The 20317-nt window shown below is 61.3% G+C and carries 28 protein-coding genes and 1 tRNA gene; 16 read left to right on the forward strand and 13 right to left on the reverse strand.

Features of this window, described 5'->3' with window-relative positions; translation table 11 throughout:
* Positions 1 to 25: 25 nt before the first annotated feature.
* Positions 26 to 520, forward strand: a complete 495-nt coding sequence (locus tag FJ548_RS20260) for an ankyrin repeat domain-containing protein (protein WP_246678720.1) — start codon at positions 26 to 28, stop codon at positions 518 to 520.
* 113 nt (positions 521 to 633) lie between these two features.
* Here the strand turns inward: FJ548_RS20260 and FJ548_RS20265 are convergent, their stop codons facing one another.
* Together FJ548_RS20265 and FJ548_RS20270 are read right to left on the reverse strand one after the other, a co-directional pair.
* A complete protein-coding gene (locus tag FJ548_RS20265) occupies positions 634 to 1161 on the reverse strand; it encodes a gamma carbonic anhydrase family protein (RefSeq protein ID WP_140607488.1) in 528 nt (175 codons plus the stop codon).
* 19 nt (positions 1162 to 1180) lie between these two features.
* A complete protein-coding gene (locus FJ548_RS20270) occupies positions 1181 to 1522 on the reverse strand; it encodes a hypothetical protein (RefSeq protein WP_140778801.1) in 342 nt (113 codons plus the stop codon).
* Positions 1523 to 1644: 122 nt separating this feature from the next.
* Between FJ548_RS20270 and FJ548_RS20275 the strand changes: the two genes are divergently transcribed.
* On the forward strand, positions 1645 to 2376 hold the full coding sequence (locus tag FJ548_RS20275; RefSeq protein WP_140778802.1) for a hypothetical protein: 732 nt from the start codon (positions 1645 to 1647) through the stop codon (positions 2374 to 2376).
* 52 nt (positions 2377 to 2428) lie between these two features.
* On the opposite strand, the gene FJ548_RS20280 is transcribed toward FJ548_RS20275, so the two are convergent.
* Both FJ548_RS20280 and cysE read right to left on the reverse strand, forming a co-directional pair.
* Positions 2429 to 2632, reverse strand: coding sequence for a DUF3126 family protein (locus FJ548_RS20280; protein ID WP_140699899.1), 204 nt, complete (start codon positions 2630 to 2632; stop codon positions 2429 to 2431).
* A gap of 153 nt (positions 2633 to 2785) precedes the next feature.
* Entirely contained in the window at positions 2786 to 3634 is an 849-nt protein-coding gene (cysE, locus tag FJ548_RS20285) for a serine O-acetyltransferase (RefSeq protein ID WP_140699896.1), read from the reverse strand.
* 133 nt (positions 3635 to 3767) lie between these two features.
* Between cysE and FJ548_RS20290 the strand changes: the two genes are divergently transcribed.
* On the forward strand, positions 3768 to 4373 hold the full coding sequence (locus FJ548_RS20290; RefSeq protein ID WP_140699893.1) for a hypothetical protein: 606 nt from the start codon (positions 3768 to 3770) through the stop codon (positions 4371 to 4373).
* Between the two features lie 135 nt (positions 4374 to 4508).
* Positions 4509 to 5474 carry an agmatinase gene (speB, locus tag FJ548_RS20295; RefSeq protein ID WP_140778803.1) on the forward strand — a complete coding sequence of 322 codons (966 nt, stop codon included), beginning with the start codon at positions 4509 to 4511 and terminating at the stop codon, positions 5472 to 5474.
* A gap of 22 nt (positions 5475 to 5496) precedes the next feature.
* Here speB and FJ548_RS20300 read toward each other — a convergent pair whose 3' ends face one another.
* From FJ548_RS20300 to FJ548_RS20310, 3 genes are read right to left on the reverse strand one after another with little or no spacing between them, the layout of a single operon-like run.
* Complete coding sequence (locus tag FJ548_RS20300; RefSeq protein ID WP_181168857.1) at positions 5497 to 6264, reverse strand: alpha/beta hydrolase; 768 nt, start codon at positions 6262 to 6264, stop codon at positions 5497 to 5499.
* Positions 6265 to 6284: 20 nt separating this feature from the next.
* Positions 6285 to 6848 carry a DUF192 domain-containing protein gene (locus tag FJ548_RS20305; protein ID WP_140767273.1) on the reverse strand — a complete coding sequence of 188 codons (564 nt, stop codon included), beginning with the start codon at positions 6846 to 6848 and terminating at the stop codon, positions 6285 to 6287.
* A 24-nt stretch (positions 6849 to 6872) separates the two neighbouring features.
* The gene (locus FJ548_RS20310; RefSeq protein WP_140607632.1) at positions 6873 to 7469 is read right to left on the reverse strand and encodes a cold-shock protein; all 597 of its coding nucleotides are present in this window, start codon (positions 7467 to 7469) and stop codon (positions 6873 to 6875) included.
* Positions 7470 to 7686: 217 nt separating this feature from the next.
* On the opposite strand from FJ548_RS20310, the gene FJ548_RS20315 reads away from it, so the two are divergent.
* Together FJ548_RS20315 and FJ548_RS20320 are read left to right on the forward strand one after the other, a co-directional pair.
* The gene (locus FJ548_RS20315; RefSeq protein WP_140607497.1) at positions 7687 to 8127 is read left to right on the forward strand and encodes a VOC family protein; all 441 of its coding nucleotides are present in this window, start codon (positions 7687 to 7689) and stop codon (positions 8125 to 8127) included.
* Positions 8128 to 8266: 139 nt separating this feature from the next.
* Positions 8267 to 8560, forward strand: a complete 294-nt coding sequence (locus FJ548_RS20320) for a DUF2218 domain-containing protein (RefSeq protein ID WP_140607498.1) — start codon at positions 8267 to 8269, stop codon at positions 8558 to 8560.
* A gap of 12 nt (positions 8561 to 8572) precedes the next feature.
* Here FJ548_RS20320 and FJ548_RS20325 read toward each other — a convergent pair whose 3' ends face one another.
* Both FJ548_RS20325 and ilvA read right to left on the reverse strand, forming a co-directional pair.
* Positions 8573 to 9130 carry a DUF1697 domain-containing protein gene (locus FJ548_RS20325; RefSeq protein WP_140699881.1) on the reverse strand — a complete coding sequence of 186 codons (558 nt, stop codon included), beginning with the start codon at positions 9128 to 9130 and terminating at the stop codon, positions 8573 to 8575.
* Positions 9127 to 10383, reverse strand: coding sequence for a threonine ammonia-lyase IlvA (ilvA, locus tag FJ548_RS20330; protein ID WP_140699878.1), 1257 nt, complete (start codon positions 10381 to 10383; stop codon positions 9127 to 9129). Before ilvA ends, FJ548_RS20325 begins: the two co-directional genes overlap by 4 nt.
* Before the next feature lie 345 nt (positions 10384 to 10728).
* Here ilvA and FJ548_RS20335 point away from each other — a divergent pair, with 345 nt between their 5' ends.
* Both FJ548_RS20335 and FJ548_RS20340 read left to right on the forward strand, forming a co-directional pair.
* The gene (locus tag FJ548_RS20335) at positions 10729 to 11853 is read left to right on the forward strand and encodes an alpha/beta hydrolase (protein WP_181165517.1); all 1125 of its coding nucleotides are present in this window, start codon (positions 10729 to 10731) and stop codon (positions 11851 to 11853) included.
* Positions 11854 to 11996: 143 nt separating this feature from the next.
* The gene (locus FJ548_RS20340; RefSeq protein WP_140778804.1) at positions 11997 to 13160 is read left to right on the forward strand and encodes an alpha/beta hydrolase; all 1164 of its coding nucleotides are present in this window, start codon (positions 11997 to 11999) and stop codon (positions 13158 to 13160) included.
* A 23-nt stretch (positions 13161 to 13183) separates the two neighbouring features.
* On the opposite strand, the gene ade is transcribed toward FJ548_RS20340, so the two are convergent.
* Positions 13184 to 15001, reverse strand: coding sequence for an adenine deaminase (gene ade / locus FJ548_RS20345; protein ID WP_140778805.1), 1818 nt, complete (start codon positions 14999 to 15001; stop codon positions 13184 to 13186).
* 147 nt (positions 15002 to 15148) lie between these two features.
* On the opposite strand from ade, the gene FJ548_RS20350 reads away from it, so the two are divergent.
* From FJ548_RS20350 to FJ548_RS20375, 6 genes are all read left to right on the forward strand, one after another.
* Positions 15149 to 16000, forward strand: a complete 852-nt coding sequence (locus tag FJ548_RS20350; RefSeq protein ID WP_140607504.1) for an alpha/beta hydrolase — start codon at positions 15149 to 15151, stop codon at positions 15998 to 16000.
* Positions 16001 to 16019: 19 nt separating this feature from the next.
* Entirely contained in the window at positions 16020 to 16232 is a 213-nt protein-coding gene (locus FJ548_RS20355) for a hypothetical protein (protein ID WP_140607505.1), read from the forward strand.
* A gap of 92 nt (positions 16233 to 16324) precedes the next feature.
* Positions 16325 to 16990, forward strand: a complete 666-nt coding sequence (locus FJ548_RS20360; RefSeq protein ID WP_140607506.1) for an outer membrane protein — start codon at positions 16325 to 16327, stop codon at positions 16988 to 16990.
* Positions 16991 to 17323: 333 nt separating this feature from the next.
* Positions 17324 to 17409, forward strand: a tRNA-Leu gene (locus FJ548_RS20365).
* Positions 17410 to 17525: 116 nt separating this feature from the next.
* Positions 17526 to 17873 carry a hypothetical protein gene (locus FJ548_RS20370; protein WP_140778806.1) on the forward strand — a complete coding sequence of 116 codons (348 nt, stop codon included), beginning with the start codon at positions 17526 to 17528 and terminating at the stop codon, positions 17871 to 17873.
* Positions 17874 to 17943: 70 nt separating this feature from the next.
* Complete coding sequence (locus FJ548_RS20375; protein WP_140694420.1) at positions 17944 to 18141, forward strand: hypothetical protein; 198 nt, start codon at positions 17944 to 17946, stop codon at positions 18139 to 18141.
* Positions 18142 to 18415: 274 nt separating this feature from the next.
* On the opposite strand, the gene FJ548_RS20380 is transcribed toward FJ548_RS20375, so the two are convergent.
* Positions 18416 to 18655, reverse strand: coding sequence for a hypothetical protein (locus FJ548_RS20380; protein ID WP_140607509.1), 240 nt, complete (start codon positions 18653 to 18655; stop codon positions 18416 to 18418).
* Positions 18656 to 18730: 75 nt separating this feature from the next.
* Here FJ548_RS20380 and FJ548_RS30765 point away from each other — a divergent pair, with 75 nt between their 5' ends.
* Positions 18731 to 18862: a hypothetical protein gene (locus FJ548_RS30765; RefSeq protein ID WP_281406639.1), complete on the forward strand. Its 132-nt coding sequence runs from the start codon at positions 18731 to 18733 to the stop codon at positions 18860 to 18862.
* Positions 18863 to 18924: 62 nt separating this feature from the next.
* On the opposite strand, the gene FJ548_RS20385 is transcribed toward FJ548_RS30765, so the two are convergent.
* Both FJ548_RS20385 and FJ548_RS20390 read right to left on the reverse strand, forming a co-directional pair.
* Positions 18925 to 19194 (reverse strand): hypothetical protein, encoded by a 270-nt coding sequence (locus FJ548_RS20385; RefSeq protein WP_140607510.1) that lies wholly within the window; start codon positions 19192 to 19194, stop codon positions 18925 to 18927.
* Between the two features lie 243 nt (positions 19195 to 19437).
* Positions 19438 to 20004, reverse strand: coding sequence for a hypothetical protein (locus tag FJ548_RS20390; protein ID WP_140778807.1), 567 nt, complete (start codon positions 20002 to 20004; stop codon positions 19438 to 19440).
* Between FJ548_RS20390 and FJ548_RS29945 the strand changes: the two genes are divergently transcribed.
* Positions 20005 to 20142: a hypothetical protein gene (locus tag FJ548_RS29945; RefSeq protein ID WP_181165518.1), complete on the forward strand. Its 138-nt coding sequence runs from the start codon at positions 20005 to 20007 to the stop codon at positions 20140 to 20142.
* Positions 20143 to 20317 lie beyond the last annotated feature (175 nt).

Consider the following 20317-nt stretch of genomic DNA (forward strand, 5'->3'; position numbering starts at 1 on the left):
CCGGCTTCCCAGGGACAGTCAACCAATGCACTATCGGCTGTCCATCCCGTTTCGGATCATGGTTATGTTGGAAATCCCGGAAGATCGGTGCGAACACCATCGGCTGTTCAGGGCCATCGACGACGCCTTCAAGGTCGGAGATTTCGGGACTTTGGGCGCACTTCTGGGCGGCTCACGACGCTGGTTTGACGAACAGATGCCGTTCGAGCTCGGCCTCGGGCATCCTCTGGAATACGCGATCTATTGGAGTCCCCTCGCCTTCATTTCCACCCTGCTGAGCGCGGGTTCAAATCCGAACTACAGCCATCACGGCGGATTTCCGTCGATCATTGCGGTGCTCTCCACGGAGCGCGCTGACAAATTGGAAATCATGCGGATCTTGATTGATGCTGGCGCGGATCTCGACATGCGGGGCGTGAACGACTGGACGCCGCTTCACTATGCGGTGGCGGTCCGCGAGCCGATGCGATCCGCCTGCTTCTGTCGGCCGGCGCCGACCCCTCGCTCAAAACGCGCGTAGATGACCATGCAACAGCCCTGGAAGGAGCGGAGCATGCGGGCTTCGATGCTGGCGCCACGCTGCTGCGCGAGGCGATGACCAGGCGTGGCTCCGACGACACCAGTCGATAGGCCTCAAAGCTTTTTCAGCCCCGCCTTGAAGCGCCTGCCATTGGCGACGTAATGCGCGGCCGAGCCGCGCAGCCTTTCGACGGCCGCGTCGTCCAGCACACGGATCGCCTTGGCCGGCGAGCCGACGATCAGCGAATTGTCCGGAAATTCTTTGCCTTCGGTGACCAAGGCACCGGCGCCGACCAGCGAATTCCTGCCGATCCTGGCGCCGTTCAGCACGATGGCGCCCATGCCGATCAGGCTGTTGTCACCGATCGTGCAGCCATGCAGCATGGCCCGGTGGCCAATCGTGCAGCCCTGCCCGATCGTGAGCGGAAAGCCGGGGTCGGTATGCATGACCGTGTGTTCCTGCACATTGGTGTCGGCGCCGATGACGATCGGCTCGTTGTCGCCACGAATGATGGCGCCGAACCAGAAGCCGGCATTGCGGCCGACCCTGACGTCGCCGATCAGCGTCGCGTCGGGCGCGACCCAGTTCGATTCTGCGTCGGCGAAGCTGGGTTCTGTTCCATTGATCGCATAAAGCGGCATTGTCGGCCTCCGAATCGTCTCAGGCTGGAATGCCGGACCCTAGGAGACGGATCGTCCATGAGGCAATGGCAAGCACGACGATGCCCAGCACCAGGGACCATGTGATCGCCGTACAGCCGTATGACAAGAGCGCCATTGTCGAAATGCGGTTCTCGCGCCGGGCATCGAGGGCATCGTTGACCAGCATGAACGGCCCCGCACAAGCGGTCGCCGCTAGCGAGCGCACCACATGCGAAGGCGAGACGTAAGGTTCGGCGAAGGCGACCTTGCGGCCAGACACCAGTTCCATCGCCGAGCCAGCCAGCCCGCACGCCGTCAGCCCGACGACAAAAGCAAACAGAGTAAGTTCGATCTGGCCCATCTTTACCGTCCATTTACCATGAAACTGCACAGTCGCTCCACAAGGCTGCAAGAGCCATGCCGAGCGATGTGTGCCGCCAAGGGACACCCAAGGGCGCAAGCAAGCTGGATCCGAGGACCGAGATGAAGCAGGCAGCGATCGCCGACGGCCCTGAACTCACCGTGGTCGATTCCATGCTGATGAAGCGGGTGTTCTACGCCTTCGCGGCGTTGGCGCTGCTGTCGATGGCGATCAGTCTTGGCGGCAAATGGTTCGGCCGTTCCATCGCCATGGCCGGATACACCGACGATACGACAGTGCGCGAGGTGGTGATCGGCAACAATGTGATTTCCGTGCCGGCCAATTTCATCCGTTTCGAGCAGGCCCGCCGCGACGGTATTGCCTCACGTCTCGATCTTTATCTGCGCTATCCCCAGATGGACGGCTACAGCGAGGCGGCCCGCGACGATTTCAACCATTCCGGAACCAACAGGAACATCATTTTTCTGTCCTTCGAACCGCGGATGATGTCGCGCGACATGAGCGGCCGGTTCGCGCCGATCTACAGTGCGCTGATCGTCCAGCCCGGCATTCCGGGACCTGGCGCCACGACGGTCTACGGCTTCAATGAAAAATCAGGCTATCTGAACGAGGTGCTGGTGGTCGGCAAGCGCGGGGGCAAGGACCCCTTCGTGGCCCGCTGCCTGAGCGGACCGAGTGCCGGCGAATCGCTGGCGCCCTGCGAGCGGGACATCCATGTCGGCGACGATCTCAGCCTCACCTACCGTTTTCCCAAGGAATTCCTTGGCGACTGGCAGGCGCTCGATGCTGCGATCACGGCCGAGGCAGGACGTTTCCTGAAAACCGGACATTGACGGACCGGTGGGGCAGGCCGCGCTCAGCGTGGCCCGCCCTCGGATTGCGGGCTCAGCCCAGATCGATGTCGAGGATCGCCATCGAGAAATTGTAGTCGCCGTCGTCCTCGTCTTTGAAGACGATGCCGAGGAACTCCTCATCGACATACACTTCGGCCGAATCTTCCTTGCGCGGCCGTGCCTTGACCATAAGCTTGGGGTTCTGGAAGACGCGCTTGAAATAGGCGTCCAGCTTTCTGATTTCGTCCGGCTTCAACAGTCTTCTCCGATCATCGGCTTGCTGGTTTGAACGGCGCTTCTGGCACGCCGACAATGGCGATGTAAAGGCAAGCGGGCCGTATTGCACCGGAAGCGGCAGCACCGCCGGGCAAAACGCGGTCAAGGGCGGAGGACGCGCCGGCGTGAAAAATCAGATGTCGAAGCTGACGACCTGGTCCATCGATTGCGACGGCAGGAGCTGGTCCATCTGGCGCGAAGGCTGATCGCAGCCGGTTTCGCCGACGACGCGCGCCGGCACGCCGGCGACTGTCTTGTTGTGCGGCACGGGCGACAGCACCACCGATCCGGCGGCGATCTTGGAGCAATGGCCGACTTCGATATTGCCGAGAATCTTGGCTCCGGCGCCGATCAGCACGCCACGGCGAATCTTGGGATGACGGTCGCCGCCGGCCTTGCCGGTACCGCCCAGCGTCACGCCGTGCAGGATCGATACGTCGTCCTCGATGACCGCGGTCTCGCCGACGACAAGACCGGTGGCGTGATCGATGAAGATGCCCTTGCCGATGCGCGCCGCCGGGTTGATATCGGTCTGGAAGACCGACGATGAGCGGCTTTGAAGGTAGAGCGCGAAATCCTTGCGGCCCTGGTTCCACAGCCAGTGCGCCAGCCGATGGGTCTGGATGGCGTGAAAGCCTTTGAAATAGAGCACCGGCATGATGAACCGGTCGCAGGCCGGGTCGCGGTCATAATAGGCCTGGATGTCGACGCGCACCGTCGTCGGCCAGTCCTTGTCATCGGCCAGCATCGACTTGAAGGTCTGGCGGATGAGATCGGAACCGATATCCTGATGGGCAAGCCGCTCCGCGATCCTATGAATGACCGCTTCCTCCAGATTCTCCTGGTTGAGGATCGTCGAATAGAGGAACGCGGCCAGCAACGGATCGCGGTTGACCGCTTCCATGGCTTCGTCACGGATGGAGCGCCAGATCGGATCGACCGGCTGCAATGCGCCGTGGCGGGAAATGCTGATGCTGTTCATCGACGTCTTGTCCTGCGTCCTGCGGGCTTGCCTGTTGTGCGGCCGCACATATAAGCCAGATCATAGCACGGTTGAACTCAATTTTCCTTAGTGCTTTGTCAAATGGATTTGGTTGGCAGGAATTCAAGCCGCGATGGAAAACGAACCCCTGATCGACGAAGCCCTGAAAACCGAGCTTTCAGCGCTCTACCGGGCCGGGGATCGCCACTACCACAATCTTACCCATATCGAGGCGATGCTTGCGCTGGCCGGCGACTACCGGGGGCTACTAGGCGACCCGGAAGCCGTCGAAGCGGCGATCTGGTTCCACGACGCCATCTACGACAGCAAGGCCAAGGACAATGAGGCGCAAAGTGCCGCCCTTGCCGAGACAAGGCTCGCGGGCCGCGGCGATGCCGGTCGCCTGGCCCGCATCAGCGCGATGATCCTCGCCACAGCCACGCATCATTTGCCCCGCTTCGAAGACGCAGCGGCAATGCGCGACGCCGGTCTTTTCCTCGACATGGACCTGTCGATCCTGGGTGCCGCGCCGGCCGCGTTCGACGCTTATGAACGCGCAGTCCGCCGCGAATATGACTGGGTGGAGGAGCCGATGTGGCGCGCCGGACGTGCCGCCGTGCTGAAGGCTTTCCTTGCCCGCCCGCACATTTTCCACACCGAAGAATTTCGCCGGCGTTTCGAGCCTCAAGCCAGGCTGAACATGGCGCGGTCGCTGGAGGCCCTGGAAAGCTCCACATGATTTTTGTCGGAAGATATCATAGCGCTTGCATGTGGCCCTGTATCGGCCTTGCCGCGGGCACAGTATCGAAGCGGGCTGCGAAAAACGCCTTCCGAGGGTATCGTCCAACATGAATTCTTCTGAGGTGCCGACATCATGAGCAGCAATTTCTTCCAGCCGGTCGACGCCTCGTCCGTTCCCCGCTTTGCCGGGCTCTCGACCTTCATGCGGTTGCCAGCGGTGACAACCGCCGAGGGGCTCGACATCGCGCTGGTCGGCATACTCTGGGACGGCGGCACGACCAACCGCGCCGGCGCGCGGCATGGCCCGCGCGAGATCCGCAACCAATCGAGCCTGATGCGGCGCGCCCATCATGTCTCCGGCATCGAGCCGTTCAGCATCGCCAATGTCGCCGATGTCGGCGATCTCTCGGTCAATCCGATCAACCTGCTGGATGGGTTGAAGCGCATCGAGGAGGGCATCGCGGCTATCGTGGCGGCGGGTGCCATTCCGCTGGCGGCGGGCGGCGATCATCTGACGACGCTGCCGGTGTTGCGTGCCGTTGCCAGGAACCGGCCGGTCGGCATGATCCATTTCGACGCCCATTCCGACACCAATGACCGCTATTTCGGCGACAACCCCTACACGCATGGCACGCCGTTCCGACGCGCGATCGAAGAGGGCCTGCTCGATCCCAAACGGGTCGTGCAGATCGGCATTCGCGGCTCGATCTATGAACCCGGCGAGCATGATTGGGCGGTCGCCCAGGGCATCCGCATCATCTACATGGAAGAGTTCGTTCGGCGCGGCGCCGCCAGCGTCATGGAAGAAGCGCACGCCATCGCCGGAAGCGGACCGACCTATGTGACCTTCGACATCGATTGCATCGATCCGTCGATGGCACCGGGCACCGGCACGCCCGAGCTCGGCGGCTTCACCACCCGCGAGGCGCAGGAAATGGTGCGCCTGCTTGACGGGTTGAACATTGTCGGCGCCGATGTGGTGGAAGTGGCGCCGCCCTTCGATCTTGGCGGCATGACGGCGTTGGCGGGTGCAACGATGATGTTCGAACTGTTGTGTGTGCTGGCGAAATCGGTTCAAGAAGCGAGAGCGCCGGACTGACCCCAAGCATGCCTGCACAGGATCAAAGCGGATATTCGGCGTAGAACTCCAGCACGCGCTGCTTGAAGGTCTTGTCGCCAACCGCCAGCATGTGGTCGCGGCCCTCGATGTGAAAGGCCCTGGCGTTCGGCATCAGGGCGGCAAGCTCGTCGGGCGAGCCGCCAATGTCGTCGGCGGTGCCGACCGCGATCAGCGTCGGCTGGGCGATGCGGGCGATATCCTGCTCGCTCAGCAATTCGCGAGACGTGGCGATGCAGGCGGCAAGCGCCCGGCGATCGCTGCGGGTCTGATCGGCGAAGGCGCGGAACGAGCGGCCGCGCGGATGGGTGGTCGCGGCCGGATCGTCGGCAAGAAGGGCCTCCGCGATCGGATCCCAATCGCCAACCCCGTCGATCATACCGATGCCCAAGCCGCCAAAGACCAGCGTCGCCACCTTGTCGGGATCGGACAGTGCCATGAACGCCGCGACCCGCGCGCCCATCGAATAGCCCATGACATGGGCCCGTTCGATACCGAGATGGTCAAGCAGGGCGGCGGCATCCGAAGCCATTTTCGCTGGTGTATAATCGGCCTCGTCATAGCTCTTCGACGACGAGCCGTGGCCGCGATTGTCGAAGGCGATGGCGCGATAGCTGGCGTCGTTGAGCGTCTTGAACCAGCCCGGCGACACCCAGTTGACGTAGTGGCTCGAGGCGAAACCGTGGATCATGAGCACCGGATCGCCCTCGCCCGATGCCGGCTGGCGGTCGAGGAAGGCGAGATCGAATCCATCATGGGAGAAAAACTGCATGGGAAGCGATCCCCTCGCGTTCAGTCGGAATCGACGTTCGGAGAATCGCCCTTGTTCGCCGGCGGCATGCCGGGCTCCGGTGCGGTGCCGATCACGGGATGACGCAGCAGATCGCCATCCCTGATGCCGTCGCGGGCTGCGGTGCCGGCCTTGAGCTCGAGCACGAAGCGGACCGGCTCACCCGGCGACACGATCGCCTCGGATTGCGGCTCGCCCTGCTTGATCGCACGGATCCTGCCGTCCTGGCCGACAAAGATCAGGTCAAGGGGCATCGGCGTGTTCTTCATCCAGAAATTGACGTCGCGTGTCTCGTCGAAGACGAACAGCATGCCATGATTGGCGGCCATGTCCTCGCGAAACATCAGGCCGGCTTCCCGCTCGGCATCGGTATCGGCGACTTCGATAGAGAAGGAGCGTTCCCCATTTTTCGTCACCGCGATCAGCGGCGCCGGATCGACGGGAAGGATCATCGCCCGGCCATTGGCCGAGCTGGGTGCCTGGAAATAGAAGAAGGCGCCCGCGGCGATGATGACGGCGGCAACGGCGCACATCACGCCCGCCGTCAGCCTGTTCATGTGAGTCATGCGAAATCCTCGGCCGGGGTCGCCCTAGTGCGAAACCGGCAAGGTGCCCATATCGGGGTGAATTTCGGCGGCCATAAGGCCTTTGTCACCACGTCCGAAACGCACAAGCACCACCTGCCCCGGCCGAAGCTCGGTGATGCCGTAGCGGCGCAAGGTCTCCATATGGACGAAAATGTCCTCGGTTCCCTCGCCGCGCGTCAGGAAGCCGAAGCCCTTTGTGCGGTTGAACCACTTGACCAGCGCGCGTTCGAGCCCACTCTCCGGCGTCACCGAAACATGGGTGCGCTGTTCCTGCATTTCGGCGGGGTGGACGGCAGTGGTGATGTCCATGGAAAGCACACGGAAGGCCTGCAGTCCGCGCTCGCCTTGTTTGACGAGACAGACCACGCGCGCGCCTTCCAGAGCTGTCTGGAAACCGTCCCGTCGAAGACATGTCACATGGAGGAGGATATCGCCCGAAACACCATCATCCGGAAGGATGAACCCGTAGCCCTTGGCCACATCGAACCATTTAATGGCGCCGGCAATTTCGGTCAGGTCGGCGGCCTCGCCGCCTTCGTCGCGCTTCACAGCGTCGCCAAGGGTTCCGGCCCGCCCCGTCAAAGAGGCCTTTTCCCCCATAAGAATGCCCCCTTTGTTCAAGAACACTGCAACTGATTCTTGATACCAGATTAACACTGCGGCTTCCGGTGTGTGCAAGACCTGCCGTGCCTTTTTTCACGGTTCATTGCGGGAATACCGGATTTGTTCTTTGCCGGCATTGCCGGCCGCCGGGCGATTGCCCTTTGACCGGGCCGACCCTATGTTGCGCCGCAACCCAACAAATCGAGGAAAACACATGCGCTATCTGCACACCATGGTCCGCATCGCCGATGTCGATGCCTCGCTCGATTTCTACTGCAACAAGCTCGGCCTGAAGGAAGTCCGCCGCTACGAAAACGAGCAAGGCCGCTTCACGTTGATCTTCCTCGCCGCGCCGGAGGACGAGCAAAGCGGCATCAACGAGAAGGCGCCGCTAGTCGAACTCACCTACAATTGGGATCCCGAAGACTACAAGGGCGGGCGTAATTTCGGCCACCTCGCCTATGAGGTCGACGATATCTATGCGACCTGCCAGAACCTGATGGACAAGGGCGTCACCATCAACCGGCCGCCGCGCGACGGCAACATGGCCTTCATCAGGTCTCCGGACGGCATCTCCATCGAGCTTTTGCAGAAAGGCCCTGCCAAGGCCAAGGCCGAACCCTGGGCGTCGATGGCGAACACCGGAAGCTGGTAAGGCTATAGCCCCTTGCCGGGCGCGGATATCGCCGGCCTTTGCCTTTCGGCGAGCCAGCGCCTATCTGCCTGAAGTCGCGCCGGCCCCGGCGCCGGCGCATTGTCATGCAACCGGGCGCCCGCCCGAGGAGAATCCAGTCATGCCGTCCAGCCGTGCCGACGTCGCCACCGAACATGCCAGCCGCTACCTGCAGCAATTGTGCAAGCACTGGGCGCACAAATTCCCGGTCGAGTTCGATCCGCATCATGGCACGATCGAACTGTCGCTTGGCCGCACGGTCATGGATGCCGATGCGAGCGCGCTGCACATCATCGTGTCGACCGACGAAGCGGGATCGCTCGAACGCCTGGAAAGCGTCGTCGCCGATCACATCAAGCGCTTCGCTTTCCGCGAAGAGCTGGTGTTCGACTGGAAGCAGGCTCCGGCAGCGTAAAAATATCCGAAGTCAGCCGCCGCTGCCGGCTTTACCGGCCATCTCCAACAATGCCTGCACCGAACGCCAATTGCGCGCGGTGCCTGGTACTTTCAGCGTGCGCCCGATCAGGCCGGCGAACACAGACTTTCCAAGTCCATCGGGGGCATGCAGGTAAAGCACGTCGCCCTTGATCTCGAATTTTTCCGGACCTGTGCATTTTTCCGATAACCGGGCCGCCTCCTCTTCGGTCGGTTCCCGCTCCAGCGCATAGGCGTGGAGCTTGGTCGGCTCGCCGGCAACTTCCGGATAGGGATTTTGCGCGACCAGCCGCTCGAACCAATCCGCGTCGCGCACCATGATGCGCGAATGAAAACCCCATTTCTTCTCGAAGGCTGCTTCGATCTGTTTCGTCAGCGTGGCGGCATCGTCCTTGTCAGCCCGGAACACGGCATTGCCGCTCTGCACATAGGTGGCGACGTCGGAAAAGCCGAGATCCTCGAAGAACGAACGCAGTTCCGCCATCTTGACGATGCGATTGCCGCCGACATTGATGCCCGAAAAAAGGGCGATGAAGACCTTCCCGCTCATATGATGAACCCCGCCAATGTCTCGTTGTCGGTGATGTCCTGATACTGAACACCCTCGGCCTCGAAGTTCGCCTTCAGCAGGTCGAAATTGCGGCGGTCCTTGGTTTCGATGCCGATCAGCACCGAACCGAAATTGCGCGCCGACTTCTTCAGATATTCAAAGCGCGCGATGTCATCGTCGGGACCCAGCATCTCAAGGAAGTCGCGCAAGGCGCCCGGCCGCTGCGGGAACCGGATGATGAAGTATTTCTTCAGGCCTTCGAAGCGCAGCGCCCGTTCCTTGACGTCAGGCAGCCGCTCGAAATCGAAATTGCCGCCCGATACCACGGCGACGATGGTCTTGCCCCGGATCTCCTTCCTGGAAAAATCCTTCAACGCATCGATGGCCAATGCCCCCGCAGGCTCGAGCACGACGCCTTCGACATTGAGCATCTCGATCATGGTCGCGCAGAGCCGGTTTTCCGGGATTAGCCGCACGGTGTCGGCGGCGAATTCCTTGAGGTACCGCAAGGGTTCGCGGCCGACTTCGGCCACCGCCGCGCCATCGACGAAATTGTCGACCTTGGCGAGCTTCAGCCGCTTTCCCGCTGCAAGACTGTCATGCAGGCTCGGCGCCCCAGCAGGCTCGCAGAAGATGAAACGCGCTTCCCGGCCCTGATCGGCGAAATAGTGGGTGACGCCGGCGGCGAGCCCGCCGCCGCCAACAGGCAGCATGACGATGTCGGGCATGCGTGCGCCCGGCATCTGATCGACGATCTCGTAGGCGACCGTGGCCTGCCCCTCGATGATGTCCTTGTGGTCGAAAGGCGGCACCATGTGCGCACCGGAGCTTTCGGTGAATTCGAAGGCGGCGCGATAACAGTCGTCGAAAAAGTCGCCGACCAGCCTGATTTCGACGAAATCGCCGCCGAAGAGCCGGGTCTTGTCGATCTTCTGCTGCGGCGTCGTCACCGGCATGAAGACCACGCCCTTCTTGCCGAAATGACGGCAGACGAACGCGAAGCCCTGCGCATGGTTGCCGGCGGACGCGCAGACGAACATTTCGGCCTGATTGCCGGCGGCAAGCGCCTTGCGGAAGAAGTTGAAGGCGCCGCGGATCTTGTAGGAACGCACCGGGCTCAGGTCCTCGCGCTTCAACAAAACCCGGGCGCCAGTTTTCTTCGACAGATAGTCGTTTTCCTGCAGCGGCGTTTCCGGAAAGATCTGGCGGATCGCGGAGGCAGCGATGGCGACGCGCGAGGCAAAACTGGTCATGGCAAGATCATCCCGGTCCGCCCGCAGGCGCGTTAGACGGAAGGCTATCGCACATCCGGCCCCGCAAGACCATTGCCAGGTTGAGCTTACGCCTGCAACGGGCATTCCCGCCATGCTTGCAGGCGCTTGGAAGCGTTTGTTCATGCCAGCCGGATCGAGGTTTCGGCACCTTCACGGGCATTGTGCGGCATCTCCGGCGCAGACCCAGAGCGCTGACCTTCTCCTGTTGTGGCCGTTCTCGCCGACATCTTCGCTTTCGCGCAACAGTGCAATGGCCGCTGCCGGACGCCAACCACATTTCGGCGGGAGACGACTTACTTCCGCCGCACTTCGCCTGCTGGGAAGATGTCGCGGAGAGTGGAAGGCCCTTTTGGGCTCGAGTGGAATTTTGACGTGCATTTGAAGACTATTTGCATTCTTGCACTTGCCTTGCTGGTGGCAGGCTGTGGCGGCGGCCGCAAAACCGAGGAACTGCTCGGCAGCGCGGTCATGTCCGTGCCGGTGACGGAAATCGCCGGCAACCACTCGATCTTCATTGCCACGACGCGCAAGCCTTCCGACGACCCCAACAAGGTTTTCGACGGTGAACGCTCGGCGACGCTGAACTACGCGCGCGTCAATGTCACCGTACCGGGCACCCACACAACCGGCCAGATCGAGCGGCGCTCGCGCGGCAAATCGAATGATCCGACGAAGTATTTCATGGCTTCCGAGGTCGTCGGCTACGACACGCAGCCGAAATTCGCCAGCGCGCTGAGCACCGATATCGCGGCGCGCGGCGACCGCGTCATGGTCTTCGTTCACGGCTACAACACCGGCTTTGACGACGCCGTCTACCGCTTGACCCAGATCGTTCACGATTCCGGTTATCCCGGCACGCCGGTGCTGTTCTCCTGGGCCTCGGGCGCCAAGACGACGGACTATGTCTATGACAAGGAAAGCGCCAGTGCCGCGCGCGACCAGCTTGAAGTGACGTTGCGGATGCTGGCACAGACCGGCGCGCGGCGCATCGACATCGTCGCCCACTCGATGGGAACCTGGGTGACGATGGAGACGCTGCGCCAGCTCGCCATCACCGGCGACCGCGATCTCGGCGGCAAGCTCGGCGACGTGGTGCTCGCCTCGCCCGACATCGACGTCGATGTATTCAAGAGTCAGATGCGACGCTATGGCAAGCCCAACAAGCCGTTCATCCTGCTGTTGTCGGACGATGATCGTGCGCTCCGGCTCTCCGGCCTGATCGCCGGTGCGCGGCCGCGCGTCGGCGACTACAAGGATGCCGCCGATCTTGCCTCCTATGGTGTTACGGTCGTCGATCTCTCCAAGGTCAAGGGCAGCGACAGTTTCAATCATACGAAATTCGCCGACAATCCCGCTTTGGTGAAGATGATCGGCCAGCGGCTGCGCGAGGATGACGGCTTTGCCAGCGATCGAGACGTGACCGACCGCATCAGCCTGCTCGGCCAATAGATGCGGCGCCGCGGGTTTCGCCGTATCTGCTTCACCATCGTTGAGATATATCGGCCCACTTTGAACTGGACCGCGCCGGTCTCTGGCTTTATCGGGGATAGGAGCGACGTCAGGCGTTTGACGTCCCCTACGGGAGCCGGCGCGTGAGCTTTCGCTTCAAGAGTGTCGTCGCCGCCGCGTTTGCGCTCACCATTGCCGGCTGTGCCGGCCAAAACACGCATGACCTGCTCAACAGGACGACTGTCGCGGTGCCCGCATCCGACATCGCGGCCACGCACGAGATCTTCGTCGCCACGACCCGGCAGAAGGCGACCAAGGAGCCGCGGCAGGTGTTCGATGGTGATCGCTCGCTCACCACCAGCTACGCCCGGGTCGATGTCACAGTTCCTAAGAGCCACAAGGTCGGCGCCATCGAGCGCGCCAAGGGGTCCGCAAACAGCAACCCGGCCAAGGACTTCACCGCGAAGGACGTGATCTACTACAAGGATGCACCGCAATTCGCCAAGGCGCTTGGGACCGACATCGCCATGCGCGGCGACCGCGCGCTGGTCTTCGTGCACGGCTTCAACAATGGTTTCGACGACGGCATCTACCGCCTGACGCAGGTCGCCCACGATACGAAATATCCCGGCACGCCAGTGCTGTTCTCATGGGCCTCAAGCGCCAAGACGACCGGCTATCTCTACGACAAGGACAGTGCCAATGCCGCGCGCGACGACCTCGAGGCGACGTTGCGGATGCTGGCCAAGACCCGCGTCAAGAGCATCGACATCATCGCCCACTCGATGGGAACCTGGTTGACCATGGAAGCGCTGCGCCAGCTCGCCATCACCGGCGACCGCGATCTTGACGGCAAGCTCGGCTATGTGATCCTGGCCTCGCCGGACATCGATGTCGATGTGTTCAAGAAGCAGATGATCCGCTACGGCAAACCGACCAAGCCTTTCGCGATCCTGCTTTCGGGCGACGACCGGGCACTGAAGCTCTCGTCGTTCATTTCTGGCGACAAGCCGCGCGTCGGCGACTACGGCAATGCGGCGGATCTTGCCAGCTATGGCGTGGCGGTCGTCGATCTGACCAAAACCAAGGGCGGCGACCAACTGAACCACGCCAAATTCGCCGACAACCCCTTCCTGGTGCAATTGCTTGGCGACCGCCTGCGGGCGCCGGCCGGTCTGGCGTCGGACGAGACGCCGCCAGGTCAGCTCGACAATCTCGGCCAGGGCCTTGGCAAGGCCGTCGGCTCGGTCGCCGAGATCGTCATCACGACGCCGTTCAAGGTGCTGACCATCGCCACCGGCGGCTGAGAGCGAAGCGCCGGCGGCTGATCTCAGACGAACAGATCGACCTTCTGGAAGCTCGTCACGTCGATCAGCCCGACGTCTGAAATCCTGAGCTCCGGAATGACCACCAGTGCCAGCAGCGAGTGCTGCATGTAGGCGTTGTTCAGCGAACAGCCCATCTTGCGCATCGCCTCGGTCAGTTTCTCGGCCTTGGCGGCGACGATCTCGGCGCGCTCGTCGGACATCAGCCCGGCGATCGGCATTTCGACCAGCGCCAGTTCCTTGCCCTTGGAGAACAGCACGACGCCGCCGCCGACTTCGCCCAGTCGGTTGACCGCCAGCGCCATGTCCTGCTTGTTGGTGCCGACGCAGATGATGTGGTGGGCGTCATGCGCCACGCTGGAGGCCATGGCGCAATCGGCCATATAGCCGAAGCCGGAAACAAAGGCGTTGGTGACGCCGCCGGTACCCCGGTGACGCTCGACCAGCGCGATCTGGCAGATGTCGTTGCGGCGATCCATGGCGACCAGCCCGTCCTCGACGGCAAGGTCGGCCTCCAGCGCGCGCGTCGGTGCCTGGTTCTCGATAACGCCGATCACCCGCACCCGCACTTCGTTGGCGCCCTTGGGGGCCACGATGTCGAAATCGGTTGCCTTCAGCTTCTTGCCGAGCTTGACGGTGTTCTTCGCGGACTTCGGGTAATCATAGGCCGGAATGTCGATATCGAGCTTGCCGCCCTTGGCCAGTCTCACGCCGCGCGCATAGACCTCGTCGATGGTCATTGCGGCGAGATCGGACACAATCAGCAGATCGCCCAACCGGCCCGGCGCGATCGAACCGATCTCGCGCTCCAGCCTGAAATGCTGGGCGGTGTTGATCGTCGCCATCTGGATCGCCGTCATCGGCTTCAGCCCCTGTTGGATCGCATGGCGCACCACCCGGTCCATGTGCCCTTCGTGGACAAGCGTGCCGGAATGGCTGTCGTCGGTGCACAGGATGAAGTTACGCGGATCGATGCCGCCTTCCGTCACCGCCTTGATTTGGGAGGCAACGTCATACCAGGCCGAGCCTAACCGCAGCATCGCCTTCATGCCCTGGCGCACGCGGGCGATGGCGTCCTCGGCGCGCGTGCCTTCATGATCGTCCTCGGGTCCGCCGGCGACATAGCCGTGGAAGGGCAGGCCAAGATCGCGCGAGGCATAGTGGCCGCCAACCGTCTTGCCCGCATGAACCGTCGCGGCGATCTCACCCGACATGACCGGATCGTTGGCGGCGACGCCGGGAAAATTCATCACTTCGCCGAGCCCGATGATGTTTTCCCAGGTCATCGCCTCCGTCACATCGGCGACCGTCAACTCGGCGCCGGCATGTTCGAGCCCGGGTGCGGAGGGCACGCAGGACGGCATCTGCACATGCACGTTGATGGGCATGGCCACCGCCTCGTCATGCATCAGCCGCACGCCAGGCAGGCCCAGCACATTGGCGATCTCATGCGGATCGATGAACATCGACGTGGTGCCGTGCGGGATGACGGCGCGGCAAAATTCGGTCACCGTCACCATGCCGCTCTCGACATGCATGTGCGCGTCGCACAGGCCAGGCACCAGATAGCGCCCGCCGGCATCGACCACCTTGGTGCCCTGGCCGATGGCATGGCTGGCGTTCGGCCCGCAATAGGCGAAACGGCCGCCGGCAATGGCGACATCGGTGCCGGCGATGATCTCGCCGGAATGCACGTTCACCCAGCGCCCGTTGCGGACGACGAGGTCGGCGGGTTTCCTGCCCATGGCGACATCGACCAGATGCCTCGCCATCTCGGTCCAAGGCTTGGGCTTTGTGGGGCTGGCGGGTTTGGCATGCGTCATGGGGAGGTTCCTTTGCTGCGGCCAGTCTGGCAAATCTCGGAGCGCGGAGCCAGAGCCGTTTGCCCGCCATCCGCCGGAAAGCCGCGCGTTGACTATTCCAGCCAAAAGGCGATGCTGACTGTCGAACCCGAACCATACGAGGGAGCCATGACCCGTTACTGGAAAGCGTTCGCCACCATCATCCTGTTCATTGTATCGACGTCTTTTGCCGTTGCAGAGGAGCGCTGGCAGACGTTGCCGGAGCCAGCGGCCATGCCCAAGGCCGAGCAGAGCGGTTATGCGCCGGTCAACGGCATCCAGATGTACTACGCCGTTTTCGGGACGGGTGATCCGGTGCTGCTCATCCATGGCGGCCTCGGCCATGCGGACGTCTGGGCGAACCAGGTGGCGACACTTTCCAAGACCCACAAGGTGATCGTCGCCGACAGCCGCGGCCACGGCCGCTCGACCCGCACGGACGAGCCTTACGGCTACGACCTTATGGCCTCGGACTATCTGGCGCTGCTGGATTACCTCAAGATCGACAAGACCGCCCTTGTCGGCTGGAGCGATGGCGGCATCATTGGCATCGACATCGCGCTTCATCATCCCGAACGTCTGACGCGGCTGTTTGCACAGGCCGCCAACGTCACCACGGATGGCGTCGACCCGGGCGTCATGACTAACAAGACCTTCGCCGCCTACATCGACCGCTCAGGCCGTGACTACAAGAAGCTGTCGAAGACCCCGGCCCAGTATGATGCCTTTGTCGCGCAGATCAGCCATATGTGGGAATCGCAGCCGGCCTGGACGAAGGAACAGCTCGGCAAGATAACAACCCCGACGGCGATCGTCGCCGGCGACCATGACGAGGCGATCAAGCGCGAACACACCGAGTACATGGCCTCCGCCATCCCGGGCGCGAAGCTGATCATCCTGCCCAACGCCAGCCATTTCGCCATGCTGCAGGCGCCGGACCAATACAGCCAGGCTGTATTGGATTTCATCGACGCCAAATAGCCGGTGACGAGCCTTGTCGATGGCACAGACGATCAGGTTCGCGATCTTCGCGGTGTCGGCCTGCCTCGCCGGCCTGGCCTTCTTCGCTTTGCATTCGTTCTGGATATGGCTGGCGCCGATACTGATTTTCATCGCCGGCTCGGTGCTCGCGGAATACGCCTTCAACCGGCTGGCATCGCCGCTGGAGAAGCAGCGCGATTTGGAGGACAGGGCGCGCGACCCGCCAACGTAAACCGCTGTTGCCTGAAGCCAATTCCGTTTCGCGGCGAATAAGGTTAGGTTGTGCGCCAGGAGTCTTTCGAAACCGCCATTTCGGGGTGCTCGATGCGTCGATTAACGCTCGCCAGTGCCGGTTTTCTTGCCCTGCTGTCCGGGCCGGCCTCGGCCGCGGACGTTGGTGCCGGTTTGCCAATGACCGCGCCCGGCTTTGACTGGACCGGCTACTATGCCGGCCTGCAGGCCGGCTATGGCTGGGGGCAATCGGATATCACCGGGACAGGCGGCGGGCCGTTTTCGGTCTCGCCCGATCTCGACGGCGGTTTCGTCGGCGGTCATGTCGCCGGTCTGTGGCAGTTCGACCAGGCGGTGCTCGGCGCCGAGGCCGAACTCAACTATTCCTCGATCGACGGCACGGCCGAACCCGAACCGGGGAACGTGTTCGGCACAGACATCAAGTGGTTCGGATCGATGAATGCCAAGGCCGGCTATGCCATGAACCGCGTGCTGGTCTACGGCATAGGCGGCGTCGCCTTCGCCGGCGTCGAAACCTCGCAAGCCGCGGGCCCGGCATTCTCCAACACACGTACGAATGTCGGCTGGACCGTGGGCGCCGGCGTCGACTACGCGCTGACGGACAAGTTCGTCGTCGGCGCGCAGTATCGTTACTACGATTTCGGCTCCGAGCACTATGACGGGTCGAACGGCTTCACCGACCGCGATCAGGACGTGAAGCTGAACACCGTCGGCGTCAATCTGAGCTACAAGTTCTGAGCGTGGCTCTTCCCCGCCATTCCGAAGGGAAAGCCGCCTGCACAGCTTTCCTGGAATTGCTTTGACAGCGCCACTGCTGGACAGATGGCGCGCGGATCAATCCTGCCGGATGTGGGGCGGCCGACGCCCGCAGGGGGCGGGGGAATGGGGTGGCCTGAGAGGCGCCGGAATTGGCGGATCAAATCCACCGCGAGGATGTTTAGCAATGCCTGCGCCGTTGATAATTCCGCGATCGCGCCAGTATCGCCACGCCCCCCTCCTCTGGGTTGCGCGTTCGAGAACGCGAGAACACGACTTGACGGCCTGTGTCTGGCATCTGAAAAGGGCTGGCCTGCGGACGTGGCGGAATTGGTAGACGCAAGGGACTTAAAATCCCTCGATCTCTGATCGTACGGGTTCGATTCCCGTCGTCCGCACCAGTTTGAAATTGCTTACTTATTTGAAATCTACCATTGCCGTAGGCTACCCTGAAAAAACGTGACGTGGGTAGCCGCCAAGGTAGCCGAGACAGTCAACTAGGAGGGAGAACACTTGCATGACGCCAGCAAAAGCTAAGGGCCATCGAGGATCGTGGTTCGCCAATGTCGACGGAGAGAGCCTCCCATGCGTCCACAAGTATTGGGTCAAAGGTCTCGTCCACCACGACCGCTTTCAGAGGCGAGGCTACGCTAACTCTTCGCAAATTTTGGAATTGGTCCAAGCAGTTCAACAAACCGAGCGGGTGATCCTCACCGACGACAAACCGATCGTTGATGCTGCTGGAAACCTAATTGGCTTCGAACGCAAGGGCTACATCGCGATCTACGCGGTGGATGATGTCACATACAGCCCGGAGGAAGGCCTAAAGTTCCGGTTGGTGCAGAGGATTCGAAGCCTGCAATAATTTTGCTTACAGGGTCGATTAAAAAGACACAGCCCGGCCATTAAGCGGTTGGGCCAAAAAGGGGATGGTAATGGCCGTCTATCAGGTTTGGGCCTCGAACAGCGAAGACGAGTGGACCTATTGCTTTTTGGAAACTGAGGACCGCGAGGAAGCAAAAAACAAAGCTCAAGAGATTTTTGAGTCGCGCCGCTTCCTGTTCTTGGCGATCGACAAGGATGGCAAGACCATCTGGTCGAACGATCCTGACACACCAGCGGAGTTCGACTGAGCAGTAAAAAGGCCCGGAAGCCGAAGCCGCCGGGCAATCAGCGGAGGTGCTGGGGAGCATCTTAATGAATCGTTGACCGCGCTGTCCTATTTTGGAACAGCGCGGTCAAACCCCCAACCGGACTGCGCAGGCGGCTCCGGCAACCCAGCCCCCGCCGCACTGTCGGAGCCGCCACCATACATGGAATAATACCAGCAATGGTTGAATCAACTGTTACTAAGTGTCCTTTCCAGTTCGCTTTCCCGGTCGTTAGACTTTGATAAAACTGGGGATTTCAGATCCCCTGCCCGCCCTCGATAAAGCCGGGAAAATCGCACTCGGCATGGTCCATTTCGCGGTCGGTGCATACCTCCCGTTCATGGTCGCCACGCGCGCCGTCCGCCCAATGCGTTTGATTGTGGTGACGGTTCGGTGCGCCTAGCGTCGGCTCCTCGGTGCCGTCGTCCTCATCGTCGCTGTTGTCCAGTTCGCGATCGTCGTATGGGATGCCCCTGCCGTCGTCAAAGCCGCTCACAGTCTGCGGGCCGAGCGCACACCAGCCAAGCCACACCTTAACGTTTGTTCAATGCGCCCAATTTAGAATTGGAGCATGCGCTTCTCCATTGTGCTTTTTGGCTGGGCGGCAATTTTCGGCTGGGACTTCGCCGCCAATCAAGGCGAATTCACCATTCGCCTCGGTATGCGAGTTGCCCACCTGATCCAAACGTCGGGGCTTGTTTGAAACGACGTAGATAGATAGGGCTTCGACGCGTCCGCAAGGCTTCGCGATCGGCCTGGGCATCGCTATAGGCCACGCTGTAGCGGGTTGATCTCATAAGGGTCACTCGGCCGCACCGGCCCCGTGGTATTCCACTGGATGAACTCGACCTCCTTTCCCGTCACTTCCCGCACGGCCTTCAACAGCGCCTCATGAAGGTCTTGCATTGAGCGGTAATGATTGCACTGCGGCGATATAAATGGCTTCACGATGCTCAAGTGAAGCGCCTCGGCCGCCGCTAGGAAGCGCTCGATTTCCGCCTCGGAAAGCTGTTTGGATGGTTTGCTCCTGGCCATTTGGCGATCTCCGTTCTTGAAGGGGTCGCCGCTACGGAAGGATTATATTCCTAATTATATACATGACAAAAGCGACCAAATCACATAAGCCGGAAGGCGACAGGCCGGCACTAGGCGGAAACCCGCCAACAGATCAAGGAATCATAACCGCGTTTGCGAACGAAATACGCGAGGCGGTTGGGCTTGGCGTTGGTGCTAACGATTCTCAGTCGCGTTTCGAGCTGATTGCTGCGCAGCTGCTCGCTAACCCAATCTTGGCAGGAACGCGCTCACGATCCTGAACTGAAGTTCAAATATGGTTTTCGATAAATGCTCGAACATCTCGGCTGCCTTGTCGAGTTCGGCTTTGTCGAAAAGGAATTTTCCTAGCAAAGCCTTCCGCTCTTGTTCCGTTGTGTAGCTAGGACCGAAAATCTGCTCGACAGAGAAGGTGCGGAGCGGTTCAGTATGCTGGTATTCTTCGCCAATAAAGTGATGCGTTTCATTCCATCGCCCATGAATTATACGGTTCCTGACCGTCGCCTTCTTCCCGATTTTTTCGGTTGTGCGTTCTACGTCTTTCAGAAGATCGGGGTGTTTGCGAAGGTGAGACCGCGCAGCTGCTTCTATGACGCGCAACTGCGCTTGAATCCCGATGATTGACAGGAGGATCGAGCCAGACTTGTTAAGATCGGTGGGAGTGCTGACGGAATTGAACAGAAACATCATTTGCCATTCGACCTTCGACCAAGCGTCGACGGCAGCAGCAAATGCGATGTAGGTTTCGTCGCGCGTTGGGCGGAAAACTAGCTCTTTTGGGAATTCCGGCATATGGCTGAGACCGACAAAGACCTGGATGAAACGAGGCGCATCATGGAGCGCTTGGTGAAGACGCCGCCTGACCCCAACAAGGCCAGCGCAAAGCCCGGTAAGAAGCCGGTCAAAAAGGAAGAAAAGCCCGCTGATTGAGCGGGCTTTTTCCTAAGAAAGGAACGCCCCAATGGTAGAGTCGGTCATCCCTGACCTTGGTCGCCTTTTTTCGGAAATGCGGGAAGAAGATCGTCAATTAGAGCATAATCTGACCTGACGGAATCGCGAGGGATTCCCATCGGCGAGAATATCTGATTCATCATGTCTGCTGGAT

The sequence above is a fragment of the Mesorhizobium sp. B2-4-17 genome (assembly GCF_006441275.1).
Classification (GTDB): Bacteria; Pseudomonadota; Alphaproteobacteria; order Rhizobiales; family Rhizobiaceae; genus Mesorhizobium.